Annotated in this window: 10 protein-coding genes; 7 read left to right on the top strand and 3 right to left on the bottom strand. The window is 72.2% G+C overall.

Annotated elements, in window-relative coordinates:
* Nucleotides 1-159: 159 nt before the first annotated feature.
* Nucleotides 160-6,054 (bottom strand): excinuclease ABC subunit UvrA, encoded by a 5,895-nt coding sequence (gene uvrA, locus ACWTPI_RS02495; protein ID WP_454730888.1) that lies wholly within the window; start codon nt 6,052-6,054, stop codon nt 160-162.
* A gap of 282 nt (nt 6,055-6,336) precedes the next feature.
* Here uvrA and ACWTPI_RS02490 point away from each other — a divergent pair, with 282 nt between their 5' ends.
* The 3 genes from ACWTPI_RS02490 to ACWTPI_RS02480 all read left to right on the top strand — a co-directional run bounded on the left by ACWTPI_RS02490 (nt 6,337) and on the right by ACWTPI_RS02480 (nt 10,104).
* Nucleotides 6,337-7,962 (top strand): thiamine pyrophosphate-binding protein, encoded by a 1,626-nt coding sequence (locus tag ACWTPI_RS02490; protein WP_454730887.1) that lies wholly within the window; start codon nt 6,337-6,339, stop codon nt 7,960-7,962.
* A gap of 57 nt (nt 7,963-8,019) precedes the next feature.
* On the top strand, nt 8,020-8,979 hold the full coding sequence (locus ACWTPI_RS02485; protein WP_020204811.1) for a LysR family transcriptional regulator: 960 nt from the start codon (nt 8,020-8,022) through the stop codon (nt 8,977-8,979).
* A 141-nt stretch (nt 8,980-9,120) separates the two neighbouring features.
* Nucleotides 9,121-10,104, top strand: a complete 984-nt coding sequence (locus tag ACWTPI_RS02480; protein ID WP_059410424.1) for a Bug family tripartite tricarboxylate transporter substrate binding protein — start codon at nt 9,121-9,123, stop codon at nt 10,102-10,104.
* Between the two features lie 63 nt (nt 10,105-10,167).
* Here ACWTPI_RS02480 and ACWTPI_RS02475 read toward each other — a convergent pair whose 3' ends face one another.
* The gene (locus tag ACWTPI_RS02475; protein WP_156173677.1) at nt 10,168-10,716 is read right to left on the bottom strand and encodes a molybdopterin-binding protein; all 549 of its coding nucleotides are present in this window, start codon (nt 10,714-10,716) and stop codon (nt 10,168-10,170) included.
* A gap of 279 nt (nt 10,717-10,995) precedes the next feature.
* On the opposite strand from ACWTPI_RS02475, the gene ACWTPI_RS02470 reads away from it, so the two are divergent.
* The 4 genes from ACWTPI_RS02470 to ACWTPI_RS02455 all read left to right on the top strand — a co-directional run bounded on the left by ACWTPI_RS02470 (nt 10,996) and on the right by ACWTPI_RS02455 (nt 15,468).
* Nucleotides 10,996-12,615 (top strand): MFS transporter, encoded by a 1,620-nt coding sequence (locus ACWTPI_RS02470; protein WP_029043991.1) that lies wholly within the window; start codon nt 10,996-10,998, stop codon nt 12,613-12,615.
* 158 nt (nt 12,616-12,773) lie between these two features.
* Complete coding sequence (locus ACWTPI_RS02465) at nt 12,774-12,986, top strand: hypothetical protein (protein ID WP_020204815.1); 213 nt, start codon at nt 12,774-12,776, stop codon at nt 12,984-12,986.
* 492 nt (nt 12,987-13,478) lie between these two features.
* The gene (locus ACWTPI_RS02460) at nt 13,479-14,282 is read left to right on the top strand and encodes a family 1 encapsulin nanocompartment shell protein (protein WP_020204816.1); all 804 of its coding nucleotides are present in this window, start codon (nt 13,479-13,481) and stop codon (nt 14,280-14,282) included.
* Between the two features lie 148 nt (nt 14,283-14,430).
* Complete coding sequence (locus tag ACWTPI_RS02455; RefSeq protein WP_454732436.1) at nt 14,431-15,468, top strand: Dyp-type peroxidase; 1,038 nt, start codon at nt 14,431-14,433, stop codon at nt 15,466-15,468.
* A gap of 58 nt (nt 15,469-15,526) precedes the next feature.
* Here ACWTPI_RS02455 and ACWTPI_RS02450 read toward each other — a convergent pair whose 3' ends face one another.
* Nucleotides 15,527-16,501 carry a tripartite tricarboxylate transporter substrate-binding protein gene (locus tag ACWTPI_RS02450; RefSeq protein WP_029043992.1) on the bottom strand — a complete coding sequence of 325 codons (975 nt, stop codon included), beginning with the start codon at nt 16,499-16,501 and terminating at the stop codon, nt 15,527-15,529.
* Between the last annotated feature and the right edge of the window lie 12 nt (nt 16,502-16,513).

Below are 16,513 nucleotides of genomic sequence, written 5' to 3'. Positions count from 1 at the left end.
TGGCGTTACTTTGGATAGCCATTTCCGAGTATTCCATATGGCCACTTTGGCCGCTTTCCGGCAATCCGCCGCCGCGCCGCTCAAGTTGGTGCAGGCGGGCAGGCGGGCGCGGCCCAGGTTGGTGCACGGCGCGGCGCGCCCGCGCCGCCGCGCCGGCCCCTAGGACACCGCGACTTTCCGCGGCCGCGCGGCCTGCGTGCCGGCCGGCGCGGCGACTGCCCGCCCGCGCGCCAGCACCGGCGCCAGCGCCGCCCCGGTATGGCTGGCCTTGACCTTCACCAGCCCTTCCGGATCGGTCGCGGCGACGATGGCGCCGCCGGCCACGCCGCCCTCCGGCCCGAGGTCGATGATCCAGTCGGCCTCGGCGATCACGTCGAGGTCGTGCTCGATCACCACCACGCTGTGGCCGCCGTCGGCGAGCCGGTGCAGCACGCGGATCAGCTTGGCCACGTCGGCCATGTGCAGGCCCACGGTGGGCTCGTCCAGCACGTAGAGCGTGTGCGGCGCCTGCTGGCCGCGCCGCGTGATGTCGTCGCGCACCTTGGACAGCTCCGTCACCAGCTTGATGCGCTGCGCCTCGCCGCCGGACAGCGTGGGCGAGGGCTGGCCCAGCGTGAGGTAGCCCAGGCCCACGTCCTTCATCAGCTGCAGCGGATGGGCGATGTTGGACATGGCGGCGAAGAACTCCACCGCCTCGTCGATCTCCATCGTCAGCACGTCGCCGATGTTCTTGCCGCGCCACGTCACCGCCAGCGTCTCGGGGTTGAAGCGCTGGCCGTGGCAGACGTCGCACGGCACCTTCACGTCGGGCAGGAAGCTCATGCCGATGGTGCGCACGCCCTGGCCTTCGCAGGCCGGGCAGCGGCCGTCGCCGGTGTTGAACGAGAAGCGCGAGGCGGAGTAGCCGCGCGCCTTGGCTTCGAGCGTCTGCGCGAACAGCTTGCGGATGGTGTCCCACACGCCGATGTAGGTGGCCGGGCACGAGCGCGGCGTCTTGCCGATCGGGGTCTGGTCCACTTCCAGCACGCGGTCGATGCTCTCGAAGCCGGTGACGGCGTCGCAGCCCTGCCAGTCGTGCGCGACGTCGAGCTTGCGGCGCGGCTCGGCGCGCGCGGCGCTGCGCGTGCGCGCGGCATTGGCGGCATCGGCGCCGGCGGCCTTGCGCGCGCGGCGCGTGGCCGGCGACGACATCACCGAGCGGCCCACCGCGTCGAGCAGGTTGGTCATCAGCACGTCGCGCGCGAGCGTGGACTTGCCCGAGCCGGACACGCCGGTGATCGCCACCAGCCGCCCGAGCGGGATGCCGGCGGTGACGCCGCGCAGGTTGTGCAGCGAGGCGCCGTGCACGGTCAGCCATTGCGCCGGCACCGCCTCGCGGCCCTTGCCTTCGGGGCGCACCGCGCGGCGCGGCTGCAGCGGATGCAGGATCGGGTGCGCGAGGAACTGGCCGGTCAGCGAGTCGGGGCTGGCCGACAGCGCCGCCACCCCGCCCTGCGCCACCAGCGTGCCGCCGCGCTTGCCGGCGCCGGGGCCGATGTCGATGATGTGGTCGGCGCGGCGGATGGTGTCCTCGTCGTGCTCCACCACCACCAGCGTGTTGCCCTTCTCGCCGAGCTTGCGCAGCGCGTCGAGCAGGATCTGGTTGTCGCGCGGGTGCAGGCCGATGGTGGGCTCGTCGAGCACGTAGCACACGCCCTGCAGGTTGCTGCCGAGCTGCGCGGCGAGGCGGATGCGCTGCGCCTCGCCGCCCGAGAGGCTGGGCGCGGCGCGGTCCAGGCTGAGGTAGCCCAGGCCCACTTCCTCGAGGAACTGCAGGCGGCTGCGGATCTCGCTGACCACGTCGCGCGCGATCTCGGCGTCGCGTCCGGCCAGGCGCAGCGTCTGCACCCAGCGGTGGGTGTCGGACACGGTCCACCGCGCCACGTCGGTGATGGCGTGCGCGTCGAACGTGACCGCGCGCGCCACCGGGTTCAGGCGCGTGCCGCCGCAGTCGGGGCACGGCAGGTCGGCCACGTCGTCGGGCTCTTGCTGCTCGGACGGCAGGGTCTGCTCGCGGCCGCGGTTGTCGTCGGCCATCACGGTGTCGTCGAAGGCGGCGCGCTGCTCGCGCGTGAGCGTGAGGCCGGTGCCAACGCAGCTCGGGCACCAGCCGTGCTTGCTGTTGTACGAGAACAGGCGCGGGTCCAGCTCGGGATAGCTGGTGCTGCACACCGGGCAGGCGCGCTTGGTGGAGAACACCGTGGTGGCGCCGATGCCGCGCGTGCCGCCGTTGCCCATCGCGTGGCCGAGGCCGTCGAGCGGCGCCAGCAGGTGCATCACGCCCTTGCCGGCTTCGAGCGCCTGGCCGAGCAGCGCGCGCAGCGCGGCCTCGTTCTCGGCCGAGACCTTGATGTCGCCGACCGGCAGCTCGATGGTGTGCTCGCGGAAGCGGTCCAGGCGCGGCCACGGATCGACCGGCAGGAATTCGCCGTCCACGCGCAGGTGCGTGTTGCCGCGCGCCTTGGCCCACTTGGCGAGGTCGGTGTAGACGCCCTTGCGGTTGACCACCAGCGGCGCCAGCAAACCCACGTGCTGGCCCTTGTAGTCGCGCAGCAGCTGCGCGGCGATGGACTCGGGGCTCTGCGAAGTGACCGGCGTGCCGTCGTGGATGCAGTGCTGGATGCCCAGCTTCACGTACATCAGGCGCAGGAAGTGCCAGACCTCGGAGGTGGTCGCCACCGTGCTCTTGCGCCCGCCGCGCGACAGGCGCTGCTCGATCGCCACCGTGGGCGGGATGCCGTACACCGCGTCCACCTCGGGCCGCCCGGCCGGCTGCACGATCGAGCGCGCGTAGGCGTTGAGCGATTCGAGATAGCGGCGCTGCCCTTCGTGGAACAGGATGTCGAAGGCCAGCGTGGACTTGCCCGAGCCGGACACGCCCGTGACCACGTTGAACTTGCCGTGCGGGATGTCGACGTTGAGCGCCTTGAGGTTGTGCTCGTGCGCGTTGACGATGCGCACCACGTCCACGCCTTCCACCGCGCGGCGCTCGCGCGCGGCGCGCAGCGCGGCCTGCAGCGGCACGCCTTCGTCGTCGAGCGCGAAGGCGTGGCCGATGGCGCGGTCGTAGTGCAGCAGCGCCTGCCCGGTGTGGGACGCCGCGCACTGCCGCACGTCCTGCGGCGTGCCCACGCACAGCACCTCGCCGCCGGCGTCGCCGCCCTCGGGGCCGAGGTCGATGATCCAGTCGGCCGCGCGCACCACATCGAGGTTGTGCTCGATCACGATCAGCGAGTGGCCGCCGTCGAGCAGCTTGCCGAACGCGCGCATCAGCTTGGCGATGTCGTCGAAGTGCAGCCCGGTGGTGGGCTCGTCGAACATGAACAGCCGGCCTTCGTGCGGCAGCGGCTTGTTGCGCGACGCCATGCCGCCGTGCGCGGTCTCGGCCAGGTAGCCGGCTAGCTTGAGGCGCTGGGCCTCGCCGCCCGACAGCGTCGGCACCGGCTGGCCCAGCTTGACGTATTCCAGGCCCACGTCGACGATCGGCTGGAGCACGCGCAGCACCGCGGCGTCGCCGGCGAAATACGCCACCGCCTCGCTCACGGTCAGCTCCAGCACGTCGGCCACGCTGAGCGGGCGCGGCGGCTGGCCCGGCAGCGCGCGCTCGATCTTCACCTCGAGGATCTCGGCGCGGTAGCGGCGCCCGTCGCAGTCGGGGCAGCGCAGGTAGACGTCGGAGAGGAACTGCATCTCGACGTGCTCGAAGCCGGAGCCGCCGCACGTGGGGCAGCGCCCGTCGCCCGAGTTGAAGCTGAACATGCCAGCGGTGTAGCTGCGCTGCAGCGCCATCGGCGCCTTGGCGAACAGCTTGCGGATCTCGTCGAACGCGCCCACGTAGCTGGCCGGGTTGGAGCGCGCGGTCTTGCCGATCGGCGACTGGTCGACGAACACCACGTCGCTGACCTGCCCGGCGCCTTCCAGCCGGCGGAACGCGCCGGGCGCGTCGGTGGACTTGCCGAAGTGGCGCGCCATCGCCGGGTAGAGCACGTCCTGCAGCAGCGTGGACTTGCCCGAGCCGGACACGCCGGTCACGCACACCAGGCGCTGCAGCGGGATCGCCACGGTGACGTCGCGCAGGTTGTGCTCGGTGGCGCCTTCCAGCACGATGCGCGGCGTGGCGGCGTCCACCGGGCGCGGCGCCCACGCGGACAGGTCGGTCACCTGGCGGCGCCCGGCGAGGTATTCGCCGGTGAGCGTGCCGGCGGCGCGGATGTCGCCCGGCGTGCCGTCATAGATGATGTTGCCGCCGCGCTCGCCGGGGCCGGGACCCATGTCGATCAGGCGGTCGGCCGCGAGCATCACGGACGGGTCGTGCTCCACCACCACCAGCGTGTTGCCGGCGTCGCGCAGGCGCCGCATGGCCTCGACGATGCGGTTGAGGTCGCGCGGGTGCAGGCCGATGCTGGGCTCGTCGAGCACGAACAGCGTCTTCACCAGCGAGGTGCCGAGCGCCGTGGTCAGGTTGATGCGCTGCACCTCGCCGCCGGACAGCGTGCGGCTCTGGCGGTCCAGCGTGAGGTAGCCCAGGCCCACGTCGCACAGGTACTTCAGGCGCGTGCGCACCTCGGCCAGCAGCAGCTTGAGCGCGTCGTCGAGCATCAGGCTCGGCAGCGTGAGCTCGTCGAAGAACTGGCGGATGCGCCCGATCGGCATCAGCATCAGGTCGTGCACGGTCAGGCCCGGCAGCGCCTCGAGCTGGCCGCGGTCCCAGTCCACGCCGCGCGGCAGGAAGCGCCGCGCCGGCTCGCACACGGCGTCGGCGCCGGCCTTGCCGCCCAGGCGCCACAGCAGCGCCTCGGTCTTCAGGCGCGCGCCGCCGCAGGTCTCGCATGGGGTGTAGCTGCGGTACTTCGACAGCAGCACGCGGATGTGCATCTTGTAGGCCTTCGACTCCAGGTAGTCGAAGAAGCGCTTGACGCCGTACCAGTGCGTGTTCCACTTGCCGTTCCAGTCGGGCGAGCCGTCGATGACCCAGGCGCGCTCGGCCGCGGTCAGGCTGGACCACGGCACGTCGCGCGGGATGCCGGCGCGGGCGGCGTAGCGCATCAGGTCGTCCTGGCATTCCTTCCAGGCCGGCGTCTGCATCGGCTTGATGGCGCCGTCGCGCAGGCTCTTGCGCTCGTCCGGGATCACCAGCCCGAGGTCGACGCCGATCACGCGGCCGAAGCCGCGGCAGGTCTCGCACGCGCCGTAGGCGGAGTTGAACGAGAACAGCGCGGGCTGCGGGTCGGCGTAGCGGATGTCGCTCTCGGGGCTGTGCAGGCCGGTGGAGAAGCGCCACACCTGCGGCCCGGCCGCCTCGTCGGCGGCGTTGAGCACGTAGACGTTGACGCGGCCGCCGCCGCGCTTGAGCGAGGCCTCGATGGCCTCCAGCGCGCGCGCCTTCTCCGTGGTGCCGAGGCGGAAGCGGTCGGCCACCACGTCGAGCACCTTGCGCGGGCCGGTCGGCGACGCGACCACGCGCTGCGCCTGCACGCGCGTGTAGCCGCTGACCGACAGCCATTGCGCGATCTCGGCCTCGGTGGTGGTCTCGGGCAGCTCCACCGGGAACGTCACCACCAGGCGCGGATCGTCCTGCGCGGCGCGCGCCTGCAATTCGGCATAAATCGTCTCGGGCGAATCGTGGCGCACCGGCTGCGCGGTCTTGCGGTCGAACAGCTCGGCCGCGCGCGCGTAGAGCAGCTTGAGGTGGTCGTTGAGCTCGGTCATGGTGCCGACCGTGGAGCGCGAGCTGCGCACCGGGTTGGTCTGGTCGATGGCGATCGCCGGCGGCACGCCGTCCACGCGGTCCACCTGCGGCCGGTCCATGCGGTCGAGGAACTGGCGCGCGTAGGCGCTGAAGGTCTCGACGTAGCGGCGCTGGCCCTCGGCGTAGAGCGTGTCGAACACCAGGCTCGACTTGCCCGACCCGGACGGCCCCGTCACCACGGTCATTTCGCCGGTGTGCAGGTCGAGGTCGAGATTCTTGAGATTGTGCTGACGGGCTCCGCGGATGCGGATGACACCGGATGACATGGCTTGCGTCCTCTTGGCTTGCGGTTTGCTGCGGGTGGGCGGGGCGCGGCGGCGAGTGTCGCCGGCGGCACGCAGCATGCGGTATTGGTACGATCAGGCCGCTATCCTATCCCGAAGCACGCGCGCGCGCCCGCTTGCCGGGTGTGGCGCTGACATCTCCTGACAGTACGCTGTCAGGAGAAAACAGGGACGGATACGCCGCCGGGCTGGCAAACTGCGGGCATGGCCGCGCCGCGGGCGGCGCCCGGCCCACACCGAAACCACGAGAACGGAAAAAAAACGATGGCGAAGTCCCCACGCGGCGCCGACGCGCTCGCCGCCACGCTGGCGCGGGCCGGCGTGCGCCGCCTGTTCACCTTGTCCGGCAACCACGTGATGCCGGTCTTCGATGCCTGCCTCGGCGCCGGCATCGCGCTGGTGCACGTGCGCCACGAAGCCGCCGCCGTGCACATGGCCGACGCCTGGGCGCGCCTGACCGGCGAGGTCGGCGTGGCGCTGGTGACCGGCGGCCCCGGCCATGCCAACGCGGTGTCGGCGCTCTACACCGCGCAGATGTCGGAGTCCGCGGTGGTGCTGCTGTCCGGCCACGCGCCGAACCGGCAGCACGGCTTCGGCGCGTTCCAGGAAATGCGCCAGGCCGAGATGGCGGCGCCGGTGTGCAAGGCCGCGTGGACCTGCGCCGGCGCGGATGCGGTCGCCGCCGACATGGCGCTGGCGATGCGCATCGCCGCCGCCGGCCGGCCCGGCCCCGTGCACCTGAGCCTGCCGACCGACGCGCTCGAAGACCTCGTGGGCCCGGCCGGCGCGCCCGCGTCCGTCGCCGCGCCACCCGACGCGCCCGCGTTCGGCGCGGACGACGCGCACGCCGTGCTGGCGCTGCTGGCCGGCGCGCGGCGCCCGCTGATCCTGGCCGGGCCGGCGTGGCTGAGCGCGCGCGGGCGCGCCGCCACCGCGGCGCTGGAAGCCGGCACCGGCATCCCGGTGGCCGGCATGGAAAGCCCGCGCGGCATCGCCGACCCGGGCCTGGGCGCGTTCGCGCAGATGCTGGCGCGCGCCGACTGCGTGCTGCTGCTGGGCAAGCGCCTGGACTTCACGCTGCGCTTCGGCGCCGCGCCCGCGTTCGCGCCGGACTGCGCCTTCCTGCAGATCGACGCCGACGCGGACGAACTCGCGCGCAGCCAGCGCGCCGCCGGCGAGCGCCTGCGCTTCGCGCGGCAGGCCGACGTGGGCAGCGCCATCGCGCAGCTCACGCAACTCGCGGCCGGCAGCCAGGCGCACGCCGCGTGGCGCGGCGAAGTGGACGCCGCGATCCGCTACCGGCCGGCGGCGTGGGACACCGCGGCCGGCGCCGGCGCGCTGCACCCGGTGCAGGCCTGCCGCCCGCTGCAGACCATCCTGGACAGCCACCCCGACGCGGTGCTGGTCTGCGACGGCGGCGAGTTCGGGCAGTGGGCGCAGGCCTGCCTGCACGCGCCGCACCGCCTCGTCAACGGCCCCGCCGGCGCCATCGGTGCGGGCCTGCCGATGGCGCTGGCGGCGCGGCTGGCGCAGCCGGAAGCCCCGGTCATCGCCATGATGGGCGACGGCAGCGCCGGCTTCCACATCGCCGAGTTCGACACCGCGCTGCGCTACGGCCTGCCGTTCGTCGCCGTGGTCGGCAACGACGCGCGCTGGAACGCCGAGTACCAGATCCAGCTGAACAGCTACGGCCGGGACCGGCTGGTCGGCTGCGAGCTGCTGCCCACGCGCTACGACCAGGTGTGCGCTGCCTTCGGCGGGCACGGCGAGCTGGTGCGCGAGGCGGGAGAACTGCTGCCCGCCGTGCGGCGCGCCATCGCCTCGGGCAAGCCGGCCTGCGTCAACGTGCGGATCGAGGGCGTGGCGGCGCCGCTGGTGGCGCGCGGCTAGGCACCGTGCACAATGCGGGCTGCCGCCCCCGAGCAGAAAAACCAGAGACACACAGACATGGAACTTCGGCAGCTACGCTATTTCGTCCAGGTGGTGGAGATGGGCAGCATGGGCCAGGCGGCGCAGAAGCTGGGCGTGGTCACTTCCGCGCTGAGCCAGCAGATCAGCCGGCTGGAGAGCGAGCTGTCCACGCGCCTGCTGCAGCGCACCTCCAGCGGCGCGGTGCCCACCGACGCCGGCCTGGCCTTCTGGCGCCAGGCGCAGCTCGCCATCCGCCATGCCGACGACGCGGTGCGCGCGGCCCAGCTCGCGCGCCTGTCCGGCCACGTCAGCGTGGGCATGGCGCCCAGCACCGTGGCCGTGCTCGGCCTGCCGTTCATGCTGGCCATGCGCGAGCGCTATCCCGACATCCGCCTGCACCTGGTGGAGAACCTGTCCGGCAACCTGGCCGCGATGATCGGCGCGCGCCAGCTCGACCTCGCCGTGCTGTTCCAGGTCGAGGCCGGCCAGCGCTGGAGCGTGACGCCGCTGCTGGAAGAGCGGCTGTTCCTGATCGCGCGCGACGGCCTGCCGGGCGTGCCCGCCGGCGGCCCGCTGGAGCTGGAGCAGCTCGGCGCGCTGCCGCTGATCCTGCCGAGCAGCCCGCACGGCCTGCGCGCGCTGCTCAACCAGGCGTTCGCGCGCGGCCAGCACCAGCCCAACGTGGTGGCCGAGATCGACGGCCTGGCCATGCTGATGGACGCGGTGCGCGCCGGCCTGGGCGCCACCATCCAGCCCGGCGCCGCGGTGGCGCGGCTGCTCGGCGAGCCGCTCGCCATGACCGAGATCGCCGACGGCGGCAACGGCACCCACGGCGGCAATGGCTCCGGCACGGTGTGCCGGCCCAACCTGCTGGTCAGCCTGAGCGACGACGAACTGTCGCCGGCCGGGCTGGCCGCGCGCACCGTGCTGGCCAGCGTGACGCGCGCGCTCGTCACCGAGGGCCGCTGGCCCGGCGCCACCCTTCACGAATCCTGAAGACCCCTTGCCGCAACGTGACTGGCGCCGCCCGGCGGCGCTGCGTACAGTCACGCCAACAGCGCGCCCCGCCGGCGCATGCCCTCGCATTGCCCGGCGCATGACGCACGCACGACAAGAGCCATCCCTCCAGGAGACATCATGCAGTCCACCGCCCGCCGCGCCGCGCTCGCCGGCATCATCGGCACCCTCCTCATGTCCGCCGGCGCCGCGTCGTTCGCGGCGGACCCGTGGCCCGCCAAGCCGGTCACGCTGGTGGTGCCGTTCGCCGCGGGCGGCACCACCGACATCATCGGCCGCACCATCGGCCAGAAGCTCGGCGAGGCGCTGCACCAGCCGGTGGTGGTGGACAACCGCCCCGGCGCGGGCGGCACGCTCGGCGCCGGCATCGTGGCGCGCGCGCAGCCGGACGGCTACACCCTGCTGCTGGCCACCGTGGCGCACACGATGGCGCCCGGCATCTACAAGAGCCTGCCCTACGATTTCATCAGGGACCTCGACCCCGTCGGGCTGGCCGCGCTGACGCCCAACGTGCTGCTGGTCAACCAGTCGATCCCGGCCAAGAACGTGCCGGAGCTGATCGCCTACATCAAGGCGCATCCGGGCAAGGTCAACTACGGCTCGGCCGGCACCGGCAGCACCGAGCACCTGTCCGGCGAGCTGTTCCGCTCGATGACCCACACCGACATCGCCCACGTGCCCTACAAGGGCGGCGCGCCGATGATGACCGACCTGATCGCCGGCCAGATCCAGATGGCCATCGAGACCAGCCCGTCGGCCGCGCCGCACGTGCGCAGCGGCAAGGTCCGCGCGCTGGCGGTGACGACGGCCAAGCGCTCGGGCGCCTACCCCGGCGTGCCCACGCTGGACGAGAGCGGCGTGAAGGGCTTCGAAGTGACCACGTGGTACGCCGTGATGGCGCCGCACGGCACGCCGCCGGCGGTGGAGCAGCGCGTGGCCGCCGAGCTGGCCAAGCTGCTCAAGCAGCCCGACGTGCAGAAGCGCTTCGAGGAACAGGGCGTGACCGCCGGCGACATGACGCCCGCGCAACTGGCCGGCTTCATCCGCGCCGAGACGGTCAAGTGGACCAAGGTGGCGAAGGACTCCGGCGCCAGCGCGGAGTAAGACGGAAAGACCCGGCGCGGCACCCCGCCGCGCCGCCCGCCGCGATGGCGGCGCCCCGAGCGCCTAGCCCGCGGCCTGCCAGCCGCGCACCTCGATGCGGTTCACGGCGCTGGCCTGCCTGGGGCCGAGGCGCAGGTCGCCCAGCGACACCAGCTGCAGGCCGCCGGCGGACGGTGGCAGCGCCACGCCGTCCTGCTCCACCATCACGATGGCGCCCTCGCCCACCGGCGTGTTGTACAACTCGTGCCAGGTGAACAGGCAGGCGTAGCCGTCGCCGGCCAGCGCGGCGATGACCAGCCGCTTGCACACCGCGCGCGGCAGCGACTGCATGCCCGCCGCATCGAGCAGCGCCGTCAGCCGCACGCCGCGCATGCCGCCCAGGTCGCGCACGTGCCGTCCCGAATAGCACTCGATGGTGGCCGGGCCGCTGCGCACGTCGGCCAGCGCGAGCAGCTCGTCGCGGCCGAAGCTGCGGCTGCCCGGCAGCACGCCGGTCACGGCGATGCTGTCGGAGAAATGCCGGACGTCCTGCATATCCTGCGCGTCCTGCGCGTGCGGCGGATGCGCCTGCGGCGCGGTTTCGGTCAGCATGGCGTCTTGCCTCCGTGTCATCTGGGTTCCGCGCGCGGGCCGCGCAACCGGCTCGTAGTATATCGCCGAATATAACGGCAAACCCCGCTGCCGGAACGCCGCGGCATTGCGCGTGCCGCCGGCGCCGCAGGCCGTGGCCAGCGCATGCCCGTTGTGCTTCCTCGCGCCCTTGCCTACCATGCACTCACGCCCCGCGGCGCCGACAGGCGCCGGGCGTCCAGCCGACGGAGGTAGCGACATGACCCCACGTGTACCCGCTTGCCGGCCCGGCGCCCGCGCGGCCCGCCACCGGGCGGCGCCGTGACGGCGGCCGGCGGCGACGCGGGCGCCAGGCCGGCCGGCAGCTTCGCGCCGCTGGCGCAGACCACCTTCGCCGTGCTGTGGGCGGCCACGGTGCTGGGCAACGTGGGCAGCTTCATGCGCGACGTGGCCAGCGCCTGGCTGGCCACCGACCTGTCCGGCTCGCCGGCGGCCGTGGCCACGATCCAGGCCGCGGCGACGCTGCCGGTGTTCCTGCTGGCGATTCCCGCCGGCGTGCTGTCCGACATCCTCGACCGGCGCCGCTTCCTGATCGTGATCCAGGCCGCGCTGGCGCTGGTGAGCGGCACGCTGATGACGCTGGCCTGGCGCGGCGCGCTGACCATCGAGATCCTGGTGGCGATGGCCTTCGCCGGCGGCATCGGCGCGGCCATGATGGGGCCGACCTGGCAGTCGATCGTGCCCGAGCTGGTGCCGCAGCGCGAACTCAAGAACGCGGTGGCGCTCAACGCGCTGGGCGTCAACATCGCGCGCGCCATCGGCCCGGCCGCGGGCGGGCTGCTGCTGGCGGCCTTCGGCGCGGCCGTGACCTATGGCTTCGATCTGGCCAGCTACGTCTTCGTGGTGGCGGCGCTGCTGTGGTGGAAGCGCCCGGCCCGCGCCGACGACCCGCTGCGCGAGCAGTTCTTCGGCGCCTTCCGCGCGGGGCTGCGCTTCACGCGCGCGCACCGCCGGCTGCACGTGGTGCTGGCGCGCTCGGCCTGCCATTTCGCCTTCGGCAGCAGCGTGTGGGCGCTGTTGCCGCTGGTGGCCAAGCAGCTGCTGCACGGCGGCGCGAGCCTCTACGGCATCCTGCTCGGCGCGGTCGGCGCGGGCGCCATCCTCGGCGCGCTGGCCATGCCCGGCCTGCAGCGCCGCCTCGATGCCGACGGCCTGGTGCTGCTGTCCGCGCTCGCCACCGCGGCGGTGATGGCGGCGCTGTCGGCCGCGCCCCCGGTGTGGCTGGCGCTGCCGCTGCTGCTCCTGCTGGGCGCGGCGTGGATCATGGCGCTGACCACGCTCGGCGGCACCGCGCAGGCGATCCTGCCGAACTGGGTGCGCGGCCGCGCGCTGGCGGTGTACCAGATGGTCTTCAACGGCGCGATGGCGGGCGGCAGCCTGCTGTGGGGCTTCGTCGCGCAGGAGCTGGGCGTCGCCCAGGGGCTGATGGCGGCGGCGGCCGGGCTGGCCGTGGCCGGCGTGGCGCTGCACCGGGTCAAGCTGCCGCGCGGCGAGGATGACCTCGTGCCGGCGCACCACTGGCCCGAGCCGGCGCTGGCCGAAGCCGTGGCGCATGACCGCGGCCCGGTGATGGTCCAGATCGCCTACCGCGTCAGCAGCGAGAACCGCGACGGCTTCCTGCGCGCGGTCCATGCGCTGTCCGAGGAACGGCTGCGCGACGGCGCGTTCAACTGGGGCGTGATGGAAGACGCGGCCGATCCCGGCGCGTTCACCGAGTGGTTCCTGGTGGAGTCGTGGGCCGAGCACCTGCGCCAGCACGAGCGCGTGCCGAACGCCGACGCCGACCTCCAGCGCGACGTCAGCCGCTTCCACAGCGGCCCCGGCGCGCCGCAGGTGCGCCACCTGCTGGCGGTGGCGCCGCCGCCACCCGCGGCGACCTGAGGCACCCCGCGCGTGCGCGGCACGCCGCATGCGGAAAACGCAAACGACTGTGTATGCGGCCCGGGCGACGCTGCCCCCGCGCCGAAAGACCTCTATACTGGACTCATGCTGCACCACAGCATTTCGTGGTTCGCGCAGCGCATTCCCAGGAGGCAGGCATGTCACTCTGCGAGCTGTGCATGGCGCAAGTCGACCGCCCCGGCCATTTCCCGCCACATCCGCGGCTCGTCAAGGCCAGTACGTTCCACGCCGGCGCGGGCGGCAACGCGTTCGTCTATCGCTGCCAGGTCTGCGGGCAGACCATCCTGCTGTCCGCCACCACCGAGGACGGGCCGGACCGCTGGACCCATCTCAAGAGCACCGAGCCGTAACGGGCGGGCGCGCCGCAACAAAAAGAGCCGTCCAGCAGACGGCTCCAGTGGTTCCCCGCGATCAATGACCGCCCGGCCGGCTCGCGGCGTCTCTGGGGACGCACGTCCAGCATGATCGGCAAGGCGGCACCGGGCACGGCCACGGCGTGTTCACTGCTTGTCCGCGCCGGCCCGATCCGTTGCGGATTGTGCCGGCGCACGGTGACAGCACGAAGTCGGCACGGTGGCCCGGGCGGCACTCGCGGCAGGCGCGCATGGCGCGGATGGCGTCCCGATAGTGTCCCTTGAGGCACAGCGGAATCGGCCGGAAGCAAGACGATGCGGAAGAAGCCTTGCCGCGCACTTGCCCCGCCCGGGACGTTCATCGAGAATGACCGGGCAGCCACGCCCGGCCGGCACGCCGGCGGCCGTGGCCGGAGGAAGGGAACACGAAACACGCGACGACGGCATGACGATGCGCCTCGTGGCGGCCAGTCAAAGGAAAGCCTTCAAATGAACAATCTTCATCGGGAACTCGCACCGCTGTCCGAAGGTGCGTGGGGACAGATCGAGCAGGAAGCATCCCGCACCCTCAAGCGCTACTTCGCGGCGCGGCGCGTGGTGGACCTGATCGGGCCGAAGGGGCCCGAGCTCGCCGCGGTCGGCACCGGCCACCTGCGGCAGATCGCCGCGCCGGGCGACGGCGTCGAAGCCACCCAGCGCGACGTGCGGGCGCTGGTGGAGCTGCGCGTGCCGTTCGAGCTGTCGCGCGCGGAGATGGACAGCGTCGAGCGCGGCTCGAACAATCCCGACCTGCAGCCGCTCAAGGACGCGGCCCGCAAGCTCGCCGACGCCGAGGACCGCATCGTCTTCGACGGCTACGCGGCGGCCGGCATCCAGGGCATCGCCCAGGGCGCCAGCAATGTCGCGCTGGCCCTGCCGGCCGACATCAGCGGCTATCCGGCCGTGGTGGCGCAGGCGGTGGACCAGCTGCGCCGCGCCGGCGTCGACGGCCCCTACCGGCTGCTGCTCGGCGACCAGCCGTTCACGGCCCTGAGCGGCGCCACCGACAGCGGTTATCCCGTGCTGCGCGACATCCGCGAGCTCGTGGACGGCGACATCATCTGGGCGCCGGCGATGCAAGGCGGCGTGGTGCTCACCGAGCGGGGCGGCGATTTCGAGCTGCACGTCGGCCAGGACGTCTCGATCGGCTACCTTGGCCATACCGACACCACCGTGCGCCTGTACTTCCAGGAAACCCTCACCTTTCTCATGCTGACGGCCGAGGCGGCCGTGGTGCTGGGGCACGCCGGATAGTCGGCAGTCACCGGCAGCGGCCTGCGCGCGGCACGCGGGACCACCGGCCACGGCCGGCGGCCCCGGGCCGCGCCGGCGCCATCGCAAAATTGATCCGCGCGCATCGTTCCGCTATTGTTGGAACCCGATGCAAAAAACACTCCCCGACATGCCCAACCACATTCCCGAGCAGCAAGCCGTCTGCAGTCCGATCACGCGCAGCGCGATCTTCATCGTCGCCGTCATTTCCCCCGGCGACGAACACGCCGAAACGGTGCGCGCGCTGTGCGCCGACATCGCCGCGCTGGTGCGCTCCGTGGGCAAGCGCGTGCCCGCCGGCAACCTCTCGTGCGTGTGCGGATTCGGCTCCGATGCCTGGGACCGGCTGTTCGGCGACCCGCGTCCCGCGGGCCTGCACGCCTTTCGCGAATTCGGCGCCGGCGAACGGCGCGCGGTGGCGACGCCGGGCGACCTGCTCCTGCACATCCGCGCCGAGCAGATGGACCTGTGCTTCGAGCTCGCGACCCAGTTGATGAGCCGGCTCGGCGAGGCCGTCTCGGTGGTGGACGAAGTGCACGGCTTTCGCTACTTCGACATGCGCAGCATGGTGGGCTTCGTCGACGGCACCGAGAACCCGACCGGCACCGAAGCCGTCGACTTCACCATCATCGGCGGCGAGGACGCCGCGTTCGCCGGCGGCAGCTACGTGCTGGTGCAGAAGTACCTGCACGACATGGCCGGCTGGAACAAGCTGCCCGTGGAGACGCAGGAACGGATCATCGGCCGCACGAAACTCTCGGACATCGAGCTCGACGACGCGGTCAAGCCGTCGTCGTCGCACAGCTCGCTCACCACGCTCGAGGAAAACGGCGAAGAGGTGAAGATCCTGCGCGACAACATGCCGTTCGGCCAGCCCGGCAAAGGCGAGTTCGGCACCTACTTCATCGGCTATGCGCGCTCGCCCCGGCCGATCGAGCAGATGCTCGAGAACATGTTCGTGGGGCGGCCGCCCGGCAACTACGACCGGCTGCTCGACTTCAGCAAGGCCGTCACCGGCGGGCTGTTCTTCACGCCGTCGGCCACGCTGCTGGAAGCCCTCGCCGAGCGCCAGGCCGGTGCCGCCGGGGCCAGCCTGCCGTCCGCGGCGCCACGCGAGGACGGCTCGCTGAAGATCGGTTCGCTGAAGGCGGCTTCGGAAGCGGACTGAGACGGCGTTGCCGACAGGGCAGGCTCGCTGCCTGCCTGCGGACAGACCAGCCCGATCGTTATTCCGCGTAGATGCCCGCGGCCTTGATGATCGGCGTCCAGCGCGCGACTTCCGCCTTCGTGCGTTTCCCCAGCGTCGGCGCGTCCAGCCGCGCGGCCGTCGGCACCGCAACGCCCATCTGGGCAAATCTCTGCAATACGGACGGGTCGGCAAGCGCGAAGCGCAACGATTGGTTCAGGCGCTCGATGACGGCCGGCGGCGTGCCCTTCGGCGCGTAGAGGCCATGCCAGACCTCGAGCTCGAAATTCGCCAGGCCCGCTTCGGCGAACGTGGGCACATCCGGCAGGCTCGAAAGGCGCGAACCGGCGGCCAGCGCGTAGGGTTTCAGCAAACCGCTCTTGATGTACGGCCCCGTCGCCACCGGCTGGTCGCACAACAGGTCGACTTGCCCCGCGAGCAGGTCCTGCAGCGCCGGGCCGGTGCCGCGGTACGGCACCATCGTGACTTCGGTGCCGATCGTCTTGGCCAGCAGCATCGCGCAAAGATGCGAGGTCGAGCCGATGCCGGCATGGCCGAAGCGCACTTCTCCCTGCCGTTGCTTGATGGTGGCGATGACTTCCTTCAGGTTCGACGGCGCGAACCCCTTCGCGCCCACCAGGATCATCGGCACGTCGGCCGCCTGGCCGACCGGATCCAGGTCCTTGGTCGAGTCGAAGTTCAGTTTCTTGTACAGCGCCGGCGCGGTGGCGATGCCCATGTTGTGGAACAGAAGCGTGTAGCCGTTCGCCTGCGCGTTGACGACGCGCCCGGTTCCGATGGTCCCGCCAGCGCCGCCCGAGTTCTCGATGACCACCGGCTGCTTGAGGTTGCGCGACATCGCTTCGCCCAAGGCCCGCCCGATCACGTCGGTGGACCCGCCGGGCGCATACGGAATGATGACCTGAACCGGCTTGTTGGGATACGACTGAGCAGCCGCGATGGCTGACGTCAGCGCCATGACAATACCCGTGGCTGCTGCAAGGATGCGTTTCATGATGTCTCCAGT

This window comes from Cupriavidus ulmosensis (genome assembly GCF_977008105.1).
Note: the sequence above shows the minus strand (reverse complement) of the source record. Positions and strands in the feature narration are given on the sequence as shown.